This is a genomic window from Rhodopseudomonas telluris (assembly GCF_042432815.1).
In the GTDB taxonomy this organism is placed as follows: domain Bacteria; phylum Pseudomonadota; class Alphaproteobacteria; order Rhizobiales; family Xanthobacteraceae; genus Rhodopseudomonas; species Rhodopseudomonas telluris.
The window spans coordinates 1089678-1109893 of the sequence record NZ_JBHLWM010000001.1; the positions used below are offsets into that span (position 1 = coordinate 1089678).

The 20216-nt window shown below is 67.3% G+C and carries 17 protein-coding genes; 4 read left to right on the forward strand and 13 right to left on the reverse strand.

The genetic code is table 11. The features are described from left to right. Nucleotides 1-197: 197 nt before the first annotated feature. The 3 genes from ACFFJ6_RS04975 to ACFFJ6_RS04985 form a co-directional block, all read right to left on the reverse strand. The gene (locus tag ACFFJ6_RS04975) at nt 198-2531 is read right to left on the reverse strand and encodes a TonB-dependent receptor (RefSeq protein ID WP_378384964.1); all 2334 of its coding nucleotides are present in this window, start codon (nt 2529-2531) and stop codon (nt 198-200) included. Between the two features lie 241 nt (nt 2532-2772). Beyond that, nucleotides 2773-4770, reverse strand: a complete 1998-nt coding sequence (locus ACFFJ6_RS04980; RefSeq protein WP_378384966.1) for an SGNH/GDSL hydrolase family protein — start codon at nt 4768-4770, stop codon at nt 2773-2775. 87 nt (nt 4771-4857) lie between these two features. After that, the gene (locus ACFFJ6_RS04985; RefSeq protein ID WP_378384968.1) at nt 4858-5931 is read right to left on the reverse strand and encodes a putative bifunctional lysylphosphatidylglycerol flippase/synthetase; all 1074 of its coding nucleotides are present in this window, start codon (nt 5929-5931) and stop codon (nt 4858-4860) included. A 394-nt stretch (nt 5932-6325) separates the two neighbouring features. Between ACFFJ6_RS04985 and ACFFJ6_RS04990 the strand changes: the two genes are divergently transcribed. Next, nucleotides 6326-6832 (forward strand): YciE/YciF ferroxidase family protein, encoded by a 507-nt coding sequence (locus ACFFJ6_RS04990; protein WP_378385741.1) that lies wholly within the window; start codon nt 6326-6328, stop codon nt 6830-6832. 153 nt (nt 6833-6985) lie between these two features. Here the strand turns inward: ACFFJ6_RS04990 and ACFFJ6_RS04995 are convergent, their stop codons facing one another. After that, the gene (locus ACFFJ6_RS04995; protein WP_378384970.1) at nt 6986-7297 is read right to left on the reverse strand and encodes a DUF190 domain-containing protein; all 312 of its coding nucleotides are present in this window, start codon (nt 7295-7297) and stop codon (nt 6986-6988) included. Nucleotides 7298-7323: 26 nt separating this feature from the next. Continuing rightward, nucleotides 7324-8292, reverse strand: coding sequence for a sodium-dependent bicarbonate transport family permease (locus ACFFJ6_RS05000; RefSeq protein WP_378384972.1), 969 nt, complete (start codon nt 8290-8292; stop codon nt 7324-7326). A gap of 182 nt (nt 8293-8474) precedes the next feature. On the opposite strand from ACFFJ6_RS05000, the gene ACFFJ6_RS05005 reads away from it, so the two are divergent. After that, nucleotides 8475-9332 carry a LysR substrate-binding domain-containing protein gene (locus tag ACFFJ6_RS05005; protein ID WP_378384974.1) on the forward strand — a complete coding sequence of 286 codons (858 nt, stop codon included), beginning with the start codon at nt 8475-8477 and terminating at the stop codon, nt 9330-9332. An 11-nt stretch (nt 9333-9343) separates the two neighbouring features. On the opposite strand, the gene ACFFJ6_RS05010 is transcribed toward ACFFJ6_RS05005, so the two are convergent. Next, the gene (locus ACFFJ6_RS05010) at nt 9344-9784 is read right to left on the reverse strand and encodes a hypothetical protein (protein ID WP_378384976.1); all 441 of its coding nucleotides are present in this window, start codon (nt 9782-9784) and stop codon (nt 9344-9346) included. Between the two features lie 199 nt (nt 9785-9983). On the opposite strand from ACFFJ6_RS05010, the gene ACFFJ6_RS05015 reads away from it, so the two are divergent. Further along, a complete protein-coding gene (locus ACFFJ6_RS05015; RefSeq protein WP_378384978.1) occupies nt 9984-10562 on the forward strand; it encodes a hypothetical protein in 579 nt (192 codons plus the stop codon). Nucleotides 10563-10585: 23 nt separating this feature from the next. Here ACFFJ6_RS05015 and mdlC read toward each other — a convergent pair whose 3' ends face one another. From mdlC to ACFFJ6_RS05040, 5 genes are all read right to left on the reverse strand, one after another. Beyond that, complete coding sequence (gene mdlC, locus ACFFJ6_RS05020) at nt 10586-12208, reverse strand: benzoylformate decarboxylase (protein WP_378384980.1); 1623 nt, start codon at nt 12206-12208, stop codon at nt 10586-10588. A gap of 253 nt (nt 12209-12461) precedes the next feature. Then, the gene (locus ACFFJ6_RS05025; protein WP_378384982.1) at nt 12462-13319 is read right to left on the reverse strand and encodes an HTD2 family dehydratase; all 858 of its coding nucleotides are present in this window, start codon (nt 13317-13319) and stop codon (nt 12462-12464) included. A 12-nt stretch (nt 13320-13331) separates the two neighbouring features. After that, nucleotides 13332-14426, reverse strand: coding sequence for a CaiB/BaiF CoA transferase family protein (locus tag ACFFJ6_RS05030; RefSeq protein WP_378384984.1), 1095 nt, complete (start codon nt 14424-14426; stop codon nt 13332-13334). Between the two features lie 113 nt (nt 14427-14539). Continuing rightward, nucleotides 14540-15715, reverse strand: a complete 1176-nt coding sequence (locus tag ACFFJ6_RS05035; RefSeq protein ID WP_378384986.1) for an acyl-CoA dehydrogenase family protein — start codon at nt 15713-15715, stop codon at nt 14540-14542. A 32-nt stretch (nt 15716-15747) separates the two neighbouring features. After that, nucleotides 15748-17028, reverse strand: coding sequence for a cytochrome P450 (locus tag ACFFJ6_RS05040; RefSeq protein WP_378384988.1), 1281 nt, complete (start codon nt 17026-17028; stop codon nt 15748-15750). A gap of 353 nt (nt 17029-17381) precedes the next feature. Between ACFFJ6_RS05040 and ACFFJ6_RS05045 the strand changes: the two genes are divergently transcribed. Next, the gene (locus tag ACFFJ6_RS05045; protein ID WP_378384990.1) at nt 17382-18554 is read left to right on the forward strand and encodes an isovaleryl-CoA dehydrogenase; all 1173 of its coding nucleotides are present in this window, start codon (nt 17382-17384) and stop codon (nt 18552-18554) included. A gap of 185 nt (nt 18555-18739) precedes the next feature. Here ACFFJ6_RS05045 and ACFFJ6_RS05050 read toward each other — a convergent pair whose 3' ends face one another. Together ACFFJ6_RS05050 and ACFFJ6_RS05055 are read right to left on the reverse strand one after the other, a co-directional pair. Then, nucleotides 18740-19549, reverse strand: coding sequence for a DUF2927 domain-containing protein (locus tag ACFFJ6_RS05050; RefSeq protein WP_378384992.1), 810 nt, complete (start codon nt 19547-19549; stop codon nt 18740-18742). Between the two features lie 77 nt (nt 19550-19626). Further along, nucleotides 19627-20205, reverse strand: a complete 579-nt coding sequence (locus ACFFJ6_RS05055; protein WP_378384995.1) for a L,D-transpeptidase — start codon at nt 20203-20205, stop codon at nt 19627-19629. Between the last annotated feature and the right edge of the window lie 11 nt (nt 20206-20216).

Genomic DNA, 20216 nt, shown 5'->3' on the forward strand with positions numbered 1-20216 from the left:
CAGGGGACCGAGCCGGCCGTGCCTGACGGCAGGCCGGAACCCGGCCAACGCGACGAAACAATCCGATTGCCCCAGATGCCCGGCCTTGTGCCGGGCATCTGCGTTTTCAGGGGCGCGATGCGGGACGACGCGAAGGGTGGGGCCGAGCCCCACCGTCAGCCATGCAGGCAGGAATTGTCCTCCCGACGAGGTCACGTTCAGAAGTCCACCGTCATCGACAGCCACAGCGTGCGCGGCATGCCGAGGATCAGGTAGCCGGACGGGTTGGCGGTCCAGTAGCGCTTGTCGGCGATGTTGGTCAGGCTGGCCCGGAACGTGGTCGGCCGACCGCCTAACTTGGTGAAATAGCGGGCGCCAATGTCGAACGAGGTCCAGCTCGGCACGTCCTGCAGATTGTCCGCCGTCACATAGGCCTTGCTGGTGTAGACCGCGCGCGCGGTGGCGGTGAGGCCGGGCACGAACGGCGTGTCCCACTCGACGCCGAGATTGCCCTGCAGGTCCGGCGCCGCGATCGCGTGGTTGCCGTCGTTGAGATGTCCCGCGGTCTGGGTCAGCCTGGCGTCCAGCCAGGTCACGCCGCCGAGGATGCGGACGCCGGTCGCGACCTCGCCGAACGTCGTCAGTTCGATGCCGCGGTTCCTCTGCTCGCCGTCGAGGCCGAAGATCCTGGTGACCGGATCGAGCACGCCGTTCGGCTGACTGATCTGGAATGCCGCGAGAGTGGCGCCGAACCGGCCGAAATCCAGCTTGGTGCCGACCTCGTATTGCTTGCTCTTGAACGGCGCGAACACCTGATTGATGTTGGCGGCGCCGGACGGCGGCGTCGGCCCCGGCGACAGGCCTTCGATGTAGCTGGCATAGAGCGACAGGTACTGCAGTGGTCGCACCACCAGGGCGACCGACGGCGAGGTCGCGCTCTGATCGTAGGCCGACGTGGTGATGCCGGTGATCGGTGCGTAGCTGTCCGACACCACCTGCTGCTGGCGGACCCCGACCGTCAGTTGCACTGCGCCGTTCAGGACCGACAGCGTGTCGGCGGCCCCGACGCTGCGCAGCAGCAGCTTGTTGGCCTTGCTCTCCGGGAAGGTCGCCACGGGCGTGCCCGGTCCGGGCAGCATGGTCGGGGCGTAGATGTTGGTGAGGTAGTTGCCGTAGCGGGTCTGCCCGAGCCAGCTGGTCTGCGTCAGCGCCGAGCCGCTGACCACGACCTCATGGTCGATCGGCCCGGTGGTGAAGCGCGACCGCACGCCCGCTTCGCCGGAAATGGCGTCGGACTTGCCGGTCTGGAACGTCGAGGTCGATTGCGCATCGCCGGCCGAATTGAGAATGGTCGGGCCCGGCGACTCGCGCTTGTCGAAGCCGAACAAATTGCCGCCGATCGCGCCGAACACCGTGACGTCGGGCGTCAGATCGTACTCGGCGCGGGTCATGCCGGTAACGCTCCGCGAGCGCGAGTAGTCGAACGGCTGGGACAAGTTGATGCGCGGATCGGGCGCTGCCGGCACGACGATGCCCGGAACCGGGCCGTAGCCGCGGGTGCCGGACTTGAGCCAATCGTCCTGATAGATCAGATCGGCAGACCACCTGAAGCGTTCGCTGCGATAGTCGACGCCGAGCGAGCCGGCGCCGTCGCGGATCGACTGCCCGTCGATCGCCGGCCAGCCGCCCTCGAACGCGCCATTGGCGCGCACGCCCCACTCTTTCTGGTCGCCGTAGCGGCGCGAGACGTCGAGGCTGTTGGTGAAGCGCGCATCCGACATATAGCCGGCCGTGTAGCGGGTCAGCGGATCGTCTTCGGCGAGCTTGGTCACGACATTGACGTTGCCGCCGACGGAGCCGCGCGGCGACATCCCGTACAGAAAGCTGGCAGGCCCCTTCAGCAGCTCGATGCGCGCGATCGGTGCCGGGTTGATGCGATAGTTCGGCACCAGGCCGTACAGCCCGTTCAGTGCGAAATCGCTGTTGTCGACGCGGAAGCCGCGAATCGTCAGCGCGTCGTATCGGTTGCCGGCGCCGATCGCCGCGCGGACCGACGGGTCGCTGTTGGTCAGCACTTCGGCGACGCTGGTGGCCTGCTGATCGCGAATGGTCTGGTCGGTGTAGCTGGTCAGGCTGAACGGCGTCGCCATGTAGTCCTTGTTGCCGAGCAGCCCGAGATGGGCACCGCGCGCGACCTGGCCGCCCGCGTAGCTGGACGGAATGGCCGAACGCTGTGCGCCGAGCGACGGCACCGGCGCTGCGGCGACATCGTTGCGGGTCGCCCGCCCGCGCGGCGCAGCCGGCTGAGCCGTCGCAGCCGGCTTGCGCTGAGTTCGCGCGACGGCCCGCCGCCGGGCCGGGGCATCGACGACGACCGACGGCAGCGCCTGACCTTCCGGCGACGCGGGGCGGCCGGCCGCAACGGCCGGACTTGGGGGAGCGGAGTCGATCGGACCTGTTTGTTGAGCGTGCGCCACCTGCGCTGTCAGCAGGATCGAAACGCAGGCGAGAGGGAGTGCCGCTGCGCGCGGTCGATTCAGGTCGTTGAACATGCCGTCCCCAGGGGTGGTTTCTTGGTGCGTGATTGCGGCGCGATCGATCAGCAGTGATCGGTCACGTCGTTCGCGCGCACGCTAAGCAGGGCGGCAGGCAGCCCCTAATAGAGGGGCTCCAGTTGAGACGGCTTCTTGGATTGAACGCGAGGGTTGGAAATCCCGGCGCCGAGACGGCATCCGGGAAAGGGACCCGATGTCCCGGTGACCGGGCGGTCGGGCGCCCTGATATCCGAAGTTGTTAGCGGTCGTTGCGCGCCGGTGGCGGCAGCGGCTGGCTGGTGACTTCGGGGCCGGGCTGCAGCGACAGCACCGATTCGGCCGCCGGCAGCGCGGCGTCGGCCATCGCGGCATGGCCTTCGGCGGAGGGGTGGATGGCGCCGCCATAGACCGCAGACACCACGCCCCAGGTGGCGTCGTGAATGTCGGCGGGCTGGATTGCGGCGGGCAGCCCCTGCGGGAAGGTCATCGCGGCGAAGTAGCTGTCGTTGGCGTCGCGGATCCAGCGCGCGCGCGGCAGATAGGCGCGGAAGTTGCTGGCGCCGGCGCCGCAGGCCATCGGCGAATTCGCCGCGGCGACGATGTCGCTGGTGAAGCTGTCACCGCGCGGCGAGAAGCAGGCGCGGTCGAATTCCGGATCGGTTTCGGCGCGAGCGCAGAAGCCGTGATTGGCGAAAGTTCGCTGATGCGCGTCGACGAAGGTCATCGCGTCCGCGGACGGATCGCGGCACAGCACGCCGCCGGTGCATTGCGCCAGATCCTTCAGCCGCGGCAGGAATTCATTGTCGACGAAGGAAGCGACCGCCGCCAGCCGGTTGGGATCGGCGCTGAACGAGGGATGCACGTCGAAGCCGCCGGGGCCGCCGGGGCAGGGCACGCCGCGGTTCGCCAACGCCGGATTGGCGTAGGTGACGTAGACGACGCGCGACATGTCATCGACCAGGCCTTTGAAGGCCTCGCGCATCTTGGCGAAATTCTGCGGGAGTTGCCGCGTCAGCGTGTTGCGCGATTCCTCGATCGAGCCGATCACGCCGGAGCGGCGGAAGATGCCGCGCTCGGTCGGGCTGTCGACGATGACGTCGGCGACGAGGCCGGAGAAGTTGATGTCGTTGGCGCCGACCGACAGCAGCACCAGATCGAGCCCGCGCTGCGGCTGGCGCTTGCGGGCGGCGGCGAGCGCCTCGCGCAGTTCGGCGATCTGGCCGTTGACGCTGCCCGGGCAGTTGGTGCCGGACTTGGTGCGGAAGCATTCGCGGGCGCGCTGCGAGCCGAACAACCCCTCCTGGATCGTCGCGCCCGTGCAGGCCAGCGGCAAATAGGTGACGGCGATATGCGGATGCCGGACCGCGAGCGCCAGCGCGGTGCGGGTCTGATAGCTGTACAGCGAACGGTGGCAGGCAGCGTTGAACCAGGTCGCCGAATAGCGCTGCCAGTTGGCCAGCGTGTCCGGCGCCTCGCAGGCGCGGCCGCCTTTGAAGCCGGCGCGGCTCGGCCGGTAGAACTGGCCGGCGGTGGCGCCGACAGTGCCGATGCCGAGATAGGACCGATAGCAGAAGCCCTCGTCGGATAGCGCGATCGGCCGGTCCGGGTTGCCTTCGCCGGCGCCGATCGAGTCACCCAGCCCGGCGATGAAGAAGTCGCGCACCGCGATCTCGGTCGAGACCCGCAGCGGTGCGTCGGCGCCGCTGGTGACATCGACCGTCGCGACGGTGGGCTTGCCGTAGCGGGCGCGGAAATTGATCGGCTCGGCGCAGTCCTGGGTGGCGGGGCGCGGGCCGTCGCCGTCGTCGAAAACCCATGCGCAGATCGCGCCGACCGGGATCGCGCCGGTCAGCCGCACCGTTACGGGGTGCTCGGTCGGGGTGAGGTAGCTCTCTTTGACGCCGTCGCGGGTGCAGGGTTCGTTGACCCGGCCGGTCAGGTCGATGCACAGCCGGTTGACGACGTTGCGGGCCCAGCCGCGGCCTTCGCTCTGCAGCCCGAGCGCCTGCTCGGATGCCAGCACGGTCAGTCCGTTCAGCGACTCGGCCTGTTCGCGGAAGTCCCGCTCCTCGCGAAACAGCCGGAAGCGGTTGCGCACCTCCCAGACGATCTGCATCGAGCCGTCGGTGACCGGCACGGCCGCAGCGGGAGCAGCCGAAGGAGCAACTGGCGGCGCGAGCTGCGTCTGTGCCGAAGCCGGCAGCGACACGAGGCTGGCGAGAAACGCGACCAGCGCCAGCAGGCGGAATGGGGACATCGTGGTGACCATGAGGCGAATGACGCTTCCGATAAGGCGGAAATATGAGCGTTGTGCCCCGCCGCGAAAACCGCCTTTGGTCTGTGGTCAGAGCTTTTGCGAACGTTGCGCGACCTGGCGGACGGTGGCGGCGGTCGCTGCGGCGATCGGGTGGCCGTTGCCGGTCGCGGCACGCTTTTCCTGCCAGGGCTTGACCACGCTGAGCCACAGCTCGCGGACGCCCATGATCGAGATCGCGATGCCGAACGGCAGCAGGAAGTACAGCACGCGGTAGATCAACAGCGTGGCGATCACGTCCTCGCGGGCGAACATCGGCAGCGCCACCAGCACCGCGGCATCGAACACGCCCAGCGAGCCCGGCGCGTGGCTGGCGAAGCCGAGCAGGGTGGCGAGGATGAACACCACCGCCAGCGAGACGTAGTCGATATACGGCTCGGACGGCATCAACAGATACATCGCCAGCGCGCAGAAGCCGAGATCGACGACGCCGATCAGCACCTGCACCAGCGTCAGCCGGGCCGACGGCAGCACCACCTTCCAGCCGTTCTGGCCGAGCTCGCGGCGTTTCTTGCCGGTCGCCAGCCAGACGAAATAGGCGGCGATGCCGGCGAGGCAGGCGAGGCCGATCAGCTGATTGATCCGGTCGGGCAGCAGATCCATCGCGCTGGCGGCGGCCGGATGCCAGATCATGCCGATGCCGAGCACGAACAGATTGCCGAGCCAGAACGTGAGCCCGGAGATGAAGCAGATCTTGGCGACGTCGATCGCCGACAGGCCGTAGTCCGAATAGATCCGGAACCGGATCGCGCCGCCGGTGAACACGGTGGCGCCGAGATTGTGGCCGATCACGTAGGAGCAGAACGCCGACATCGCGGCGATGCGATATGGGACGTGCAGCTTGCCGATCGTGCGCAGGGCAAAGAAGTCGTAGAACGTGAGTGTGCAGAATGCGCCGACCACGCACAATGCGGCGAGCCCGATCTGCGACGGCGCGACGTTGGTCAGCGCGGTCACGAGCTTATTGTGATCCAAACCCTTGAGGTTGTGGATGAGCGAGTAGATCGCAAAGCCGACGATCAGGATACTGGCGACGACGCCGACCCGCTTCCAGCCGACATAGGTTTTAAAGCCACGCCCCAGCGCGCTCAGCAGTCGATGCATTCGTCCTCCCGGCGGGGCGGCAACGCGACGGGCGCCGCCAGCAGCACGGCCTGACACTCGGCACCCGACAAACTCATCCGCGAAAATCCTTAGGGCATAAACGCCCTGGCACGCAATCCGGCCGACATCTTGCGAAACCATCCATGGAGCGGAGGGCGCAGCCGGCCCTTGACGTGGCGCAAAGGAGCTGGTCCGCCGCGGCATGGCGGCCCTCGGCGTCGGACAGCTCTCACCTGCGGCACTGATATAGGACGCCGTGCGCTGCCGCGCCATTGCCCTCAGGCTGATGCCGGGCGGGCGGAACGGGTGCTTGCGCGGCTGGTTAACCCCGCGTCCGGAACGAGCAGCAAGCGCGGCCCCGGGCCGCCTTGTTCCAACCCAGAGAGGCCATGCAATGGGACTTTTCACTAAAGACATCAAGACCATGGACGATCTGTTCGTGCACCAGCTGCAGGACATTTATTACGCCGAGAAACAACTCGTGAAGGCGCTGCCGAAGATGGCCGACCAAGCCACCGATCCGATGCTCAAGCAGGGCTTCATGACCCATCTCGAGGAAACCCGGGGCCACGTGAAGCGGCTTGAGCAGGTTTTCGAAATGCACGGCACCAAGGCCAAGGCGGTCGATTGCCCGGCGATCGACGGCATCATCGAGGAAGCCGAAGAAACCGCCGGCGAGGTCGAGGACAAGACGGTGCTGGATGCGGCGCTGATCAACGCGGCGCAGGCCGCCGAGCACTACGAGATCGTGCGCTACGGCAGCCTGGTGGCATGGGCGAAACGCTTGGGCCGCAACGACTGCGCTGCGGTTCTGCAGAAGACGCTCGACGAAGAAAAAGCAACCGACAAGAAGCTGACGACGCTCGCCGAAGGATCGATCAATATCCGCGCGGCGGGCTAAGCGACCGAGTTGCTAACAAGGATGAGGCTAAACGCCGCGCAGGGGACTGCGCGGCGTTTTTCCGCGCCCGCGAGCATCGGTCGCGTGTCAGCGAAGTAATACGACAACGCGATGACAACTGATCGTTGTGCCGCGGGACTTGGTAGCGGCAAGTTAGAAGCGCTCGGGCCGAACCACCGCGATATCCGAGACGGTGACGAAACCGATCTGGTGTGACACCAGCGTGAACACGGCATCCATCACTGCGTCGAGTTTCGCGGCGTCCACGATGGTGATCAGCATCACCATCTGGGACGCGGTACCGACCTGACCTTCGGCGGTCCAATCGCCGTCGCGGCCATGGCCGGCCAGGATCGGCACCACCGACCAGCCGGTCACGCCGGTCTCGTCCAGCTTGGTCGTGATCCGCCGCAGCAGCGGGGCTTCGACCACGATCTCGATACGCTTCTTGGGAAAGGTCTGCATGGCTGAGTCTCCAGTAGCTGCAGCGGTCACGGCGCGATCCGGGTGGCGAAGGCGATGTAGAGCGGAATGCCGGCGAGCAGGTTGAACGGGAAGGTGATGCCGAGCGAGAGCGTCAGCGCCACCGCCGGATTGGCCTGCGGCAGCGCCAGCCGCATCGCCGCCGGCACGGCGATGTAGGAGGCGGACGCCGCCAGCGTGATCAGCACTGCGGTACTGCCGGCCGACAGGCCGATCAGCCAGGCCAGCGCGGCGCCCAGCGTGCCGCCGATCAGCGGCATCGCCACGCCGAAGATCGTCACCGGCAGCGACAGGTGCCGCCGGCCCTGCGCCAAGCCGCGCCCTGCGACCAGCCCCATGTCGAGCAGGAACAGGCACAGCACGCCGGCGAACGGGTCGCTGAGGAACGGTTTGACCATCGCGGCACCGCGCGCGCCGGTCAGCGCGCCGATCACGAAGGCGCCGAGCAGGATGACGATCGAGCCGTTCAGCGCCACCTCGCGCAGCAGCGTGCCGCGGCTCTGGCCGTCCGGGTCCGCCTTGCCGCGCGCGATCAGCAGCGCGGCGAGGATCGCCGGCGTCTCCATCGCGGCGCCGACCGCCACCATGTAGCCGTCCCAGGCGATGCCGAGCTGCCCCAGCATGCCGGTGACAGCCACGAAGGTGACGGCGGAGATGGAGCCGTAGTGTGCGGCCACTGCCGCGGCGTTGACGGCGTCGAGGCGGGTCACGGCGCGCAGGATCAGATAGGCCAGGAACGGCGTCACGAATGACAGCGCGACGCCGGCCGCGATGGCGGCGATCATCGTGCCGTCGACGCCCTGATGCGCGACCTCGACGCCGCCGCGAAATCCGATCGACATCAGCAAGTACAGCGCCAGGAGTTTTGCCACCGGCTCCGGGATCGACAGATCCGAACGCGCGAGCGCGGCGGCGACGCCGAGCACGAAGAACAACACCATCGGCGAGAGTAGATTTTGGAATGCGAGATCCAGCATGTCGGCCCCCTTTGCCGGGCGCACGCAGCCGTCCCGCGGCTCGGTGGGAGCGCAGGCAGGGTAGGGCGCGCGGCGACGTGAAGCCCGCGGTGCGCGGGCGGGGCGGAACCTAGGTGCGCTTGCAGCATCTTTGAAATTGATTGTAGAAACTTCTATCATTGCATTTCACAATGGTTCGAACGATGCCGCGCCCTCTGCTCAATCTCGACCTCGATCTGGTGCGGGCGTTTGTCGCCATCGCCACGCTCGGCAATTTCACCCGCGCGGCGGAATCGCTGCGGCGTCAGCAGTCGACGGTTTCGCTGCAGCTGCAGCGGCTGGAGGATGCGCTCGGGCGCAGGCTGCTCGAGCGCAATCCGCGCAGCGTCCGGCTGACCCCGGAGGGCGAGATGTTTCTGGCGCATGCGCGCCGTCTGCTCGACGTCAACGACGAGCTGGTCGCGCGCGTCACCGAGCCGGCGCTGCACGGCGTGGTGCGGCTGGGCACGCCGGAGGACTTTGCCACGCGGCATCTGCCGGACGTGCTGTCGCGCTTCGCCCGGGCTTATCCGGCGGTGGCGCTGGAAGTGACCTGCGATCTGACGCTGCACGTCATCGACGGCTTCCGGAAAGGCAGCTTCGATTTGGCGCTGATCAAGCGCGAGCGGGTCGGCGAGGCCGCCGGCATCCGGGTCTGGCGCGAGCCGCTGGTGTGGGTGGCAGGCGAACCAGGACCGCAGGAGCGCGAGGGGCCGCTGCCGCTGGTGGTGTCGCCGAGCCCCTGCGTGTATCGCAAGCGCGCCACCGAGGCGCTCGACAAGGCGCGCAAGCCGTGGCGGATCGCCTATACCTGCGGCTCGCTCGCCGGCTCATTGGCCGCTGTGCGCGGCGGGCTCGGCGTCACCGTGCTGCCCAAGGACATGGTGCCGGACGATCTGCACGTGATCGACGGCGGCCCGCTGCCGAACCTCAAGGATACCGAGATCGCGCTGCTGCAGCGCGACCGGCTGTCGCTGCCGGCGCAGCGGCTGAAGGAGCATATCGTCCGGTCGCTGGGTTAGGCGGCGCGGGGTCAGCCTTTGCGCAGCGCGAAGTGCGCGCCGCAGAACGCCATCGCGGCGCCGAGCAGCAGTGCGGCGAGGCCGGTGACGACGCCGGGCGTGGTCGGCCCGGTCGAGGGCGCCGAGGCGGCCTGTCCGGCGGCAGCCAGCACCAGCACGCCGATCGCGATCAGAAATTGCCGCATCCGCGGCGGGATCTGGCCGGCCGCGGCGTGGTGCATCAGCGTCGAGGTGAAGTAGCCGCCGGCGAAGCCCGCCGTGGCCACCAGCCACCACGCCAGCGCGGCGCGCGCCGGCATGAACTCGCCGAGATCGCTGCGCCACAGCCCGCCGAGATCGAGCCCGAGCCGCTGCCCCAGCATGTGCAGCGCCAGCGCCAGCAGCACGCCGCTGACCAGCGCACCGGCGAAGATCAGATGACGGGGAAAATAGGCGGCGTCGGATTTGGGCATGGGTCTCAACGATCAATCGTCGGGACGGTTGTAGGAAACCAGGGCAGTGCGGGCAAGCGAGGACCGTGCGGGATCGCGGGCAGGCGGATCGACCGCATTGCATCCCGGCCGCCACTGCGGCAATGACGCTGCGAGCAGGAGGCAGCGAGCGGTGGCGCGAGCGGGTCGGAATACAGGCGCGGAGCCAAAGACCTCCGGCGTGAAGCAGGCGGTCGCTTCGGCGGACGCCTATGCCTTCAAGGCGTCGTTGATCGGGGCGGCCCAGCAGTTCGAACTGACCGATGACGGGCTCGTCTGGCGGATCGGGCCGAAATCCGGGCTGTGGCCTTATGCGACGATCGCCCAGGTGCGGCTCAGCTTCCGGCCAGTGTCGATGCAGTCGCAGCGGTTTCGCGCCGACCTCGAAGACGTCAGCGGCGCGCGGCTGCGGATCCTGTCGACGACCTGGCAGACCGTGGCGCTGATGGCGCCGCAGAACGACGCCTATCGGGCCTTCGTGCTGGAATTGCACCAGCGGATGCAGGCGGCCGGCAGCCATGCCGAACTGATCGGCGGGCTACGCCCCGCCATCCACACCGCCGCGCTGGTGCTGATCGCGCTGGTGGCGGCGGCAATGACCGGGCTGCTGGCGCGCGCGGTGGCGACCGGCTCGTGGGCGGGGGCGCTATTCATCGCCGGCTTCGCCGCGCTGTTCGGCTGGCAGATCGGCGGCTTCATCCGCCGCAATCGTCCGCGGCGCTACAGCTTCGACGACGTGCCCAGCGACCTGTTGCCGTAGCGCGCAGGCGTGGCCAGACGATCTCAGCCGTTCTTCGCGTAGAGCAGCGGGACCGAGCTATCCAGCATCGCTTCGAGCACGAAAACGCCGTCATGCGACAGCGCGCGGGACAGCGCGGCGTTCAGGTCCTCGCAGCGTACGACGCGTTCGGCGGCGCAGCCCATCGATTGCGCAAGCTGGACGAAGTCGATGTTCGGCAACTCCAGCCCCGGCACGTTGCGCACCTGCATGACCTGGCTGAACGAGCGCATCGCGCCGTAGCCGGCATTATTCAGCACCACCACGGTCAGCGGCAGCTTTCGCTGCGCGGCAGTCCACAGCGCCTGGACGGAGTACATCGCCGAGCCGTCGCCGATCAGGCAGACGGTGCGGCGCTCGCGGTTCGCCAGCGCGAAGCCGGTCGAGGCCGGCAGCGACCAGCCGAGCCCGCCGCTGGCCATCGTGGCGAACGAATCCTGGCCACGCATCGGCATGTATTTCTGCATCGCCATCCGATGCGACGGTGCCTCCTCGACCAGCATGGCGTCGTCCGGCATCGCCTTGCTCAGCGCATCGAGCAGGTACTCGGCCGCCATCGGCTCGGCGGCCTGCGGCGCCGGCGGGACCGCGCGCGGCGCTGGCGCGGCGCGTTTGGCCTGGGGGAGCAGGTCGAGCAGCAGAGTCAGCGCCGGCGTCATCGTCGCGACGATGCTGGTGCCGAGCGGTGTCACCGAGACGGCGTCGGCATCCTCGGTGATCTGGAATAGCGTGGTCGCGCCCTCGAAGATCGCCGCATGGCCTTCGACATGGAAGGTGAACACCGGCGCGCCGATCACCACGACGACATCGAAGGCGCTCAGCGTGTCGGACAACTGACCGGGCGACGCGGGCAGAAAGCCGGCGAACAGCGGATGACGCTCCGGGAAGCTGCAGCGCGCCGAAAACGGCGACACCCACACCGGCGCCTTGGTGCGCTCGGCGAGTTGCACCATCAGCTCGACTGCCGCGGCGCGATCGACCGCGGGGCCGACCACCAGTGCGGGCTTCTTCGCGTTGGCCAGCACGTCGGCCAGCGCCTGCATCGCCGCGTGCTCGGGTCCAAGTTCGCGCGTCACGTTGCGCGGCGGCACCGGGGTGGCCGGCCGGGCCCAGTCATCGATCGGCACCGACACGAAGGTCGGCCCGCACGGCTGCTGCATCGCGACGTAGTACGCCCGCGCGATCGCTGCCGGCACGTCCTCGGCGCGCGCAGGCTCGACGCTGTACTTGACATAGGGGCGCGGAAATTCGGAGGCGCGCTCGGCGCCGAGGAAGGCCTGCAACGGGAGCAGGCTGCGCGCCTGCTGGCCGGCGGTGATCACCAGCGGCGTCTGGTTCTTGAAGGCGCTGTAGATGTTGCCGAGCGCGTTGCCGACGCCGGCGGCCGAATGCAGATTGACGAAGCCGGCATTGCGCGTCGCCTGCGCGTAGCCGTCGGCCATCGCAACCGCCGAGGCTTCCTGCAGCGCCAGCACGTAGTCGATGTCGTCCGGCCAGTCGCTGAGGAACGGCAGCTCGGTCGAGCCGGGATTGCCGAACACGTTGTCGATGCCGAAGGCGCGGAGCAGGTCGAAAGTGGCGGATTTGACGGTGGTGGTCGCCGCGTGCGGCTTCGGCTTCTTCGGCAAGGCGGTTCCTCCGGCGACAGCGCGCCGTTGTTGCTTGCGCCGATCAATCAGGAGGTGGGGAGGGGAGTCAACAGCGTCAGCCGCGATGCCAAGTTTCCCTCCCCCTTGCGGGGAGGGTGGCCGGCCGTAAGGCCGGTCGGGTGGGGGGCGCCACGCAGTCGGTGCCCGCGGCACCCCCACCCCGGCCTCCGCTTCGCTCGGCCGACCCTCCCCGCAAGGGGGAGGGGTATCGCGGCCGCCTTGCGAAAACTGATTACCAGCTCGCCGTGCCCTTCATGGTCGGGACGCCGTCGGCATTGGCGGTCCACAGCTCGAGGCCGGTCGCGGTCTCATTAGCGTTGACCGCAAACTCCGCGCCGTCGAACAGCGGCTGCACGCCGCGATAGCTGAAGGTCTTCGGCGCCGCGCCTTTCAGCTTGGCGGCGAACTCGACCAGCAGGGCGGCCTGCATCGGGCCGTGGACGATCAGGCCCGGATAGCCCTCGACCTTGGTGACGTAGTCGCGATCGTAGTGGATGCGGTGGCCGTTGAAGGTCAGCGCCGAATAGCGGAACAGCAGGACCGGATCGGCGAGGTGGCTTTCGCGATGCTGCGCGGCCGGCGGGACGGCGGCCGGCTTGGCGGGCGCTGCGGGGGCCGCCGAGGGCGGCGGCACGTCGCGATAAACGATGTCCTGCCGGTCGCGGATCGCGACGCCGCGCGGCGTGGTGATCTCGTGATTGACGGTGACGAAGCACAGCGTGCCGGTCGAGCCCTGCTTGATTTGCACGTCGCCGATCGTCGAGGTCCGCGTCACCTCGTCGCCGACCTTGAGCGCATCGACGAACGTGAGCTCGCCGCCCGCCCACATCCGGCGCGGCAGCGGCACCGGCGGCAGGAAGCCGCCGCGGGTGGGGTGGCCGTCCGGGCCGAGCATGTCCATCGGATACACCGGCTGGCCGAGGCACCAGTGCACGGTGAACGGTGCGACGTCGCCCGTCTTGGGCGTGCCGATGTCGAGGAACAGCGTCGCGCGCAGGCCCTTGGCGAGCTGCGGCGTGACGAGGTCGGTGGCCTGCTCGGAGCGGCCGATCCACTGCCGCAGGTGATCGATGTCGAGCGCGTCGGTCATGTTGGTCCTCGCTTACTTGCGCTTGTCGCCGATGCCCGGCACGGCGCCGTAATGCCGATCCTCGCCGACCACGATCGCGGCCGGCGCCGGATAGGCGACCTTGCCGTTCGGCGTGTCGACCTCGATCCGGCGCAGATGCGGATGATGCGACAGGTCTTCCATCGTGTTCACTTCGGCGAAGGCGATGTCGGCGCTGGCGAGATGTTCGAGCAGATCATCGCGGGTCAGCGAACCGAAGATGTCGGCGACGATCTTGTCGGTGTAGGCACGGTTCTTCACGCGCTCGACGCCGTTGCACAGCCGCGGATCGTTCGGCAGGTCGGGCTGGCGCAGCACGTCGGAGCAGAGCTTCTTCCACTCGCGCTCGCTCTGGATCGAGATCAGGATGTCCTTGCCGTCCTTGCTGGTGAACACGCCATAGGGCGCGATCGATGGATGCGCGAGGCCCAGCCGCTTGGGCGGATTGCCGGCCTCGGCGTTGAGCAGCGGCACCGTCAGCCAGTCCGCCATCACGTCGAACATCGAAATGCGGATGTCGGCGCCCTGACCCGAACGGCCACGGCCGATCAGCGCTTCGAGGATCGCCGCATGCGCGGCCGCGCCGGTGGCGACGTCGACCACCGACATGCCGACGCGCGAGGCGCTTTCCGGTCCGCCGGTGATCGAGGCGAGGCCGCTCTCGGCCTGGATCAGCAGGTCGTAGGCCTTGCGGTGCGCATACGGACCGTAATCGCCGTAGCCGGAGATGGTGCAGATGATCAGCTTCGGATAGTCCGCGCGCAGCCGCTCGCGGGTGAAGCCGAGCTTGTCCATCGAGCCGGGCTTGAGGTTCTGCAGCAGCACGTCGGCCGACGCGATCAGCTTTTCCAGCTCGTCGCGGCCTTCGCTGGTCGACAGATCGACCACGGCGGATTCCTTGCCGCGGTTGAGCCAGACGAAGTAGCTGCTCTGGCCCTTGGCGGCGGCATCGTAGCCGCGGGCGAAATCGCCCTCGGGGCGTTCGATCTTGATGACATGAGCGCCGGCGTCGGCCAGCCGCGAGCTGCAATACGGCGCCGCGACCGCCTGTTCGACGGCGATGACGGTGAGTCCTTCGAGCGGAAGCATTCGATCAATCCTGCGATGGCTTCGTCATTGCGAGGAGCGAAGCGACGAAGCAATCCAAGCTCGATGCGCGGCGCTCTGGATTGCTTCGCTTCGCTCGCAATGACGTCGAGAGGTTAATACGACCGCGGCATGCCGAGCACGTGCTCGGCGAGATGCGACAGGATCAGGTTGGTGGAGATCGGGGCAACCTGATACAGCCGCGTCTCGCGGAACTTGCGCTCGACGTCGTATTCCTCGGCGAAGCCGAAGCCGCCGTGGGTCTGGATGCAGGCATTGGCCGCTTCGAACGAGGCGTCGGCCGCGAGCATCTTGGCCATGTTGGCCTCGGCGCCGCAATCCATGCCGGCTTCGTACTTCCGGGTGGCTTCCCTCACCATCAGTTCGGCCGCGCGCATAGCGGCGTAGGCCTTGGCGATCGGGAACTGGATGCCCTGGTTCTGGCCGATCGGCCGGCCGAACACGACGCGGTCCTTCGCGTAGTTGGTGGCCTTGGCGATGAACCATTTGGCGTCGCCGACGCATTCCGATGCGATCAGGATGCGCTCGGCATTCATGCCGGACAGGATGTAGCGGAAGCCCTTGCCTTCCTCGCCGATCAGATTCTCCTTCGGCACCTTGAGGTCGGTGAAGAACACCTCGGTGGTGGCGTGGTTCATCATGGTGCGGATCGGGCGGATCTCGAGCCCATGGCCGCGCGCTTCACGCATGTCGACCAGGAACACCGACAGGCCCTCGGTCTTCTTCGCCGCCTGATCCTTCGGCGTGGTGCGCGCCAGCAGGATCATCAGGTCGGAATATTCGGCGCGGCTGGTCCAGATCTTCTGGCCGTTGACCACGTAGTCGCCGTTGGCGTCCTTCTTGGCGAAGGTCTTCAGCGACGTGGTGTCGGTGCCGGAGGTCGGCTCGGTGACGCCGAAGGCCTGCAGCCGCAGTTCGCCGGAGGCGATCTTCGGCAGCCACTTGGCCTTCTGCTCATCGCTGCCGTGCCGGAGCAGAGTACCCATGGTGTACATCTGCGCGTGGCAGCCGCCGCCGTTGCAGCCGGCGCGCTGGATCTCTTCGAGGATCGCCGCCGCGGCCGACAATTTCAGCCCGGCGCCGCCGTATTCCTCGGGGATCAGCACCGACAGGTAGCCGGCCTCGGTGAGCGCATCGACGAAAGCCCTGGGATAGGCCATCTCGCGATCGAGCTTGCGCCAGTATTCGCCCGGAAACTGCGCGCACAGTTTGGCGACGGCGTCGCGGATATCGTGGAATTCGTCCTGCTCCGCGGCGGCATGATGTTTCATTGTCGAGGCTGTCTTCTTTTTCTTGGGAGAGGTCAGGAAATGCGAACCGGCAAGGACTCGTAGCCCTTGACGAAGCTCGAATACACCCGCTTCGGCTCCCCGACAACTTCGATGCGGTCAAACCTGTCCAGCATTTCCTCCCAGACGATCCGGAGCTGCAATTCCGCCAGACGCATTCCGACGCAGCGGTGGATACCGAAGCCGAACGACAGGTGAATCTTCGGCCGCTTGCGGTCGATGATGAATTCGTTCGGCCGCTCGATCACCTCCTCGTCGCGGTTGCCGGAGACGTACCACATCACCACGCGGTCGCCCTTTTTGATGGTCTTGCCGCCGAGTTCGGTGTCCTGCAGGGCGGTGCGGCGCATATGCGCGAGCGGCGTCTGCCAGCGGATCACCTCGGGCACCATGGTGTCGATCAGCTTGGGATCGGCGCGCAGTTTGGCGAACTGGTCGGGATTTTCGTTCAGCGCCAGCACCGATCCGGTCATGGTATTGCGGGTGGTGTCGTTGCCGCCGACGATCAGCAGCAGCAGATTGCCCATCAGATTGTCGCGGTCCATGTAGCGGGTCGCGTCGTGATGCGCCATCATCGACAGGAGATCATTCCGCGGCTCGGAATTCACCCGCTCGTTCCACAGCCCGGCGAAGGTCGCGGCGCATTCGTTGAGTTCGTCGCGGCGCTGCTGTTCGGACTCGACCACGCCGCTCTTCGGCAGTGCGGTGGCGACGTCGGACCAGCGCGTCAGCTTGCGGCGCTGCTCGAACGGGAAGTCGAACAGCGTCGCCAGCATCTGCGTGGTCAGTTCGATGGAGACGCGGTCGACGAAGTTGAAGGTCTCACCGCGCGGCAGGCCGTCCAGCACCTTGCGGGTGCGAGCACGGATCAGCACCGCGAGTTCGTCGAGATGGTCCGGCGTGAACATCGGCGACACCGTTTTGCGCTGTGCCGAATGCCGCGGCTCGTCCATCGCGATGAAGCTCGGCCAGTCGTAGCCGGGTGGTGCGTCGCGGATCGAGATGCCGCCCAGCGTCGAGTCGGACGAGAAAATCTGGTGGCTGGTGTCGACATGCATGATGTCGTTGTACTTGACGACGCTCCAGTACGGTTCGATCGGCGCGTTAGTGCAGTAATGAACCGGTTCCTCCGCACGCAGCCGCTCGAACCACGGCCACAACGTGTCGTCGCGGAAATGCCGAGGCGCGCCGGGATGGAAGTCCTTCAGCGGCGTCGCGTAGGCTTCCTCGCGCGCGGCGCGCAGGCGGGCGGCTTTGTCGGTCTCGGCTGTGCTGGTCTCGATGGTGCCGTGCATGATGCGGGGGCCCTCGCTGGGTGGTCGGCGTTTCGCTCCGATGGGCCGCGTCGCGGCGATCGATCTCCATTGGCTGCCGTCTTGGGGCGCGGCAGTCCGTTCGGGAGATTACAACCGGTTGGGCGGGCAAGAGCAAGGCGTGCCGGGCCGCTCGCATAGCGGCTCCGCACAAGATCGTCCGCAGCGCCTGTACGGTCGTCGTGAGTTTTGTGTCGAGGCGCTGGTAAACAGCCTGGAAAGCCGCTGGAACGACCTTTGGAGCCTTCTCAGCCCTGCGGCGTCATGACATGGTGCCGGCCAACCAGAACACGGTTGCGCGGCGTGCCGCGCCGACGAGTGGAGACAGCCCGACCATGATTTCGAACGCGCAGAGCCTGTTCAATTTCGATCTCGGCGAGACCGCCGACGCGATCCGCGAGACGGTGCGCGATTTTGCATCGAACGAGATCGCCCCGCGCGCCGAGGCCATCGACAAGACCAACACCTTCCCGCGTGATCTCTGGCCGAAGCTCGGCGAACTCGGCCTGCACGGCATCACGGTCGAGGAGGAGTACGGCGGCGCCGGGCTCGGCTATCTCGAGCACTGCATTGCGATGGAGGAAATCTCGCGCGCCTCCGCCTCGGTCGGCCTGTCCTACGGCGCGCATTCCAACCTCTGCATCAATCAGCTTCGCCGCAACGGCAACGAGGCGCAGAAGCGCAAGTACTTGCCGAAGCTGATCAGCGGCGAACACGTCGGCGCACTGGCGATGTCCGAGCCCGGCGCCGGATCCGACGTGGTGTCGATGAAGACCCGCGCCGACAAGAAAGGCGACCGTTACGTTCTCAACGGCAACAAGATGTGGATCACCAACGGCCCGGTCGCCGAAACGCTGGTGGTCTACGCCAAGACCGATCCCGCCGCCGGTCCCCGTGGCATGACGGCGTTCGTGATCGAGAAGGGCTTCAAGGGCTTCAGCACTGCGCAGAAGCTCGACAAGCTCGGCATGCGCGGCTCCGACACCTGCGAGCTGGTGTTCGAGGATTGCGAAGTGCCGGAGGAGAACGTGCTCGGCGAGGTCGGCCGCGGCGTCAACGTGCTAATGAGCGGGCTCGACTACGAGCGCGCGGTGCTGGCCGCCGGGCCGCTCGGCATCATGCAGGCCTGCATGGACGTGGTGCTGCCTTATGTGCACGAGCGCAAGCAGTTCGGTGAGCCGATCGGCAACTTCCAGCTGGTGCAGGGCAAGGTCGCCGACATGTACGTGACGATGAACGCCTCGCGCGCTTACGTCTATGCGGTGGCGAAGGCCTGCGACCGCGGCGAGACCACCCGCGAGGACGCCGCCGGCGCCATCCTGTACGCCGCCGAACGCGCCACCCAGTGCGCGCTCGACGCCATCCAGCTGCTCGGCGGCAACGGCTACATCAACGACTACCCGACCGGCCGCCTGCTGCGCGACGCCAAGCTTTACGAAATCGGCGCCGGCACCAGCGAGATCCGCCGGATGCTGATCGGCCGGGAGTTGTTCACCAAGACGGCGTAGGGGCGCAGTCTCTCGACGCGTCATTCCGGGGCGCCGCGCAGCGGCGAACCCGGAATCCATACGCCGCAGCGTCTGTTGGGGATGGATGACGGTCGATGATAAGTCGAGAACTCAGGGGATATGGATTCCGGGCTCGCGCTTCGCGCGCCCCGGAATGACGGGGAGAGGCGGGTAATAACCGCCGACTACTGCCCCAATCCATTCACCTTGCCGACGAAGCTGCGGACGTCGGCCATTACTTGCGGTAGCACGGACTTGACCTCCTGCACCGTCATCCCCGGCTTGATCTCCGGGTGGTACAGGATGTTCATCAGGTACTGATCGTAGACGTCGAAGTAACCCTTCTGAACGTCGTCGTTGAACATCGTCCACGGCACTTGGTCGGTGTCGTTGATCGGGCCGAGCGACTGCAGCAGCTCCTCGTAGGCGCAGTCCAGGAAGACGAAGTCGCCATTGTCGATGGTGAGGATCACGTCGGCGTGCTCGATCTCGAACTTGTCGTTCTTGCGGAAGCCCGACAGGCATTGCGGATCGAGTGACTCGCGGATCTCCTTGGCGCGTTCGGCGCCGTAGAAAGTCTGGATGGTCTTGTTGAGGTTCTTGTCGCGGACGAGATGGACCGTGACGTTGGCCTCGTCGCTGTCCTCGGTAAGCGCGATATCGAGATGGCGGATCCGCTTGGCGATGTCGGCGACCACCCGCGCGAGCTGCGCGCGGCGGTCCGGATGGGTCTCGCCCTCGGCGAAGATCCGCACCGGCCCTTCGAACTTGCGGATGCGGTCGACCCGGCCGGCGAGGTGATACTCGGCGCCGAACGCGGTCTTGAAGAAGCCGTCGAAGATCTGGCTGTCGGTGAAGTCGCGCTTCTCGGCGCGCTGGTTGGCGGAGATATCGGTGCTGTCGGCGGCCAGCGACGGCGCCGCCGTTCCCGCCGCCGCGGCGATGATCGCCGCGAGCGCGGGGCCGAGGAACCGGGGAGAGCGGCCGCACTGCATGACGGTGACGCTGCCGCAATCCGCCGCGGCGCACAACCCGTAATTGGGAGCAGCGGGGCTGCGCGCCCCGCGACGGATCAGTTCCGCACGACCACCGTGGCGCCGACGCGGACGCGGTCATAGAGGTCGACCACGTCTTCGTTGGTCATGCGGAAGCAGCCCGACGACACGGCCTGACCGATTGTCTCCGGCTCGTTGGAACCGTGGATGCGATACAAGGTCGAACCGAGATACATCGCCCGCGCGCCGAGCGGATTATCCTCGCCGCCAGCCATGTGGCGCGGCAGGTCGGGGCGGCGGCGCAGCATCTGCGCCGGCGGCGTCCAGCTCGGCCATTCCTTCTTGGCGGTGATGCGGTGGACGCCCGCCCAGCGGAAGCCGTCGCGGCCGACGCCGATGCCATAGCGCAGCGCCGTGCCGTTCGGCTCGACCAGATACAGCCGACGCTCCGAGGTGCTGATCACAATGGTTCCGGGAGCGTAATTGCCCATGAAGTTGACGCGCTCACGCGGGATCGGGCTGGCCGCCGGCCCGGAGCGGAAGAACGGCCCGAACCCCATCACGGCCCGCATGTCCTCCTGGGCGGACGCCTGGGAGATCCCGGCAACAGCTATCGTGGCGGCGAGCGCGAACAGGCGGGCGGCAGAGCGAACCATCGTGAACCTCG

Coding starts and splice junctions, on each gene's coding strand:
- ACFFJ6_RS04975 (WP_378384964.1), bottom strand. CDS start 2,531: ATGTTCAACGACCTGAATCGACCGCGCGCAGCGGCACTCCCTCTCGCC.
- ACFFJ6_RS04990 (WP_378385741.1), top strand. CDS start 6,326: ATGGGACTTTTCACTAAAGACATCAAGACCATGGACGATCTGTTCGTG.
- ACFFJ6_RS05010 (WP_378384976.1), bottom strand. CDS start 9,784: ATGCCCAAATCCGACGCCGCCTATTTTCCCCGTCATCTGATCTTCGCC.
- ACFFJ6_RS05005 (WP_378384974.1), top strand. CDS start 8,475: ATGCCGCGCCCTCTGCTCAATCTCGACCTCGATCTGGTGCGGGCGTTT.
- ACFFJ6_RS05025 (WP_378384982.1), bottom strand. CDS start 13,319: ATGACCGACGCGCTCGACATCGATCACCTGCGGCAGTGGATCGGCCGC.
- ACFFJ6_RS05045 (WP_378384990.1), top strand. CDS start 17,382: ATGATTTCGAACGCGCAGAGCCTGTTCAATTTCGATCTCGGCGAGACC.
- ACFFJ6_RS04995 (WP_378384970.1), bottom strand. CDS start 7,297: ATGCAGACCTTTCCCAAGAAGCGTATCGAGATCGTGGTCGAAGCCCCG.
- ACFFJ6_RS05050 (WP_378384992.1), bottom strand. CDS start 19,549: ATGCAGTGCGGCCGCTCTCCCCGGTTCCTCGGCCCCGCGCTCGCGGCG.
- ACFFJ6_RS05055 (WP_378384995.1), bottom strand. CDS start 20,205: ATGGTTCGCTCTGCCGCCCGCCTGTTCGCGCTCGCCGCCACGATAGCT.
- ACFFJ6_RS04980 (WP_378384966.1), bottom strand. CDS start 4,770: ATGTCCCCATTCCGCCTGCTGGCGCTGGTCGCGTTTCTCGCCAGCCTC.
- ACFFJ6_RS05030 (WP_378384984.1), bottom strand. CDS start 14,426: ATGCTTCCGCTCGAAGGACTCACCGTCATCGCCGTCGAACAGGCGGTC.
- ACFFJ6_RS05035 (WP_378384986.1), bottom strand. CDS start 15,715: ATGAAACATCATGCCGCCGCGGAGCAGGACGAATTCCACGATATCCGC.
- ACFFJ6_RS04985 (WP_378384968.1), bottom strand. CDS start 5,931: ATGCATCGACTGCTGAGCGCGCTGGGGCGTGGCTTTAAAACCTATGTC.
- ACFFJ6_RS05040 (WP_378384988.1), bottom strand. CDS start 17,028: ATGCACGGCACCATCGAGACCAGCACAGCCGAGACCGACAAAGCCGCC.
- ACFFJ6_RS05000 (WP_378384972.1), bottom strand. CDS start 8,292: ATGCTGGATCTCGCATTCCAAAATCTACTCTCGCCGATGGTGTTGTTC.